General features: G+C 40.2%; 1 protein-coding gene. It reads right to left on the bottom strand.

Features of this window, described 5'->3' with window-relative positions; all coding sequences use genetic code 11:
* Positions 1-249 (bottom strand): glycosyltransferase family 4 protein (locus RYX56_RS24225; RefSeq protein WP_317124365.1); only part of this gene is annotated, 249 nt, incomplete at both ends.

Below are 249 nucleotides of genomic sequence, written 5' to 3'. Positions count from 1 at the left end.
AGAGGAGGTTCAATTCCATTGGGAATGACAGCTATTCTTTTCTCAGCTACGCGAAAGATCGTCATAAGGAAATCTTTCATATAGTCACTGCAGACGATCAATTGTTCTGAAGCAAACATTAATTGTTCTTCCCTTTTATGGATAAATCGCTGAATATTCGTGTGGATCCCATTATTTCTTCCATATTCAGTTGCGTGAATCGTAGTTAAGAGCGGTAACTCCAGCACGTCTTTTAAGGCGATAGCTGCC

The organism is Alkalihalophilus lindianensis, from assembly GCF_032843265.1.
In the GTDB taxonomy this organism is placed as follows: Bacteria; Bacillota; Bacilli; order Bacillales; family Bacillaceae_D; genus Alkalihalophilus; species Alkalihalophilus lindianensis.
The sequence above is the reverse complement of the archived record's forward strand: the minus strand, read 5'-3'. Positions and strand labels throughout refer to the sequence as shown.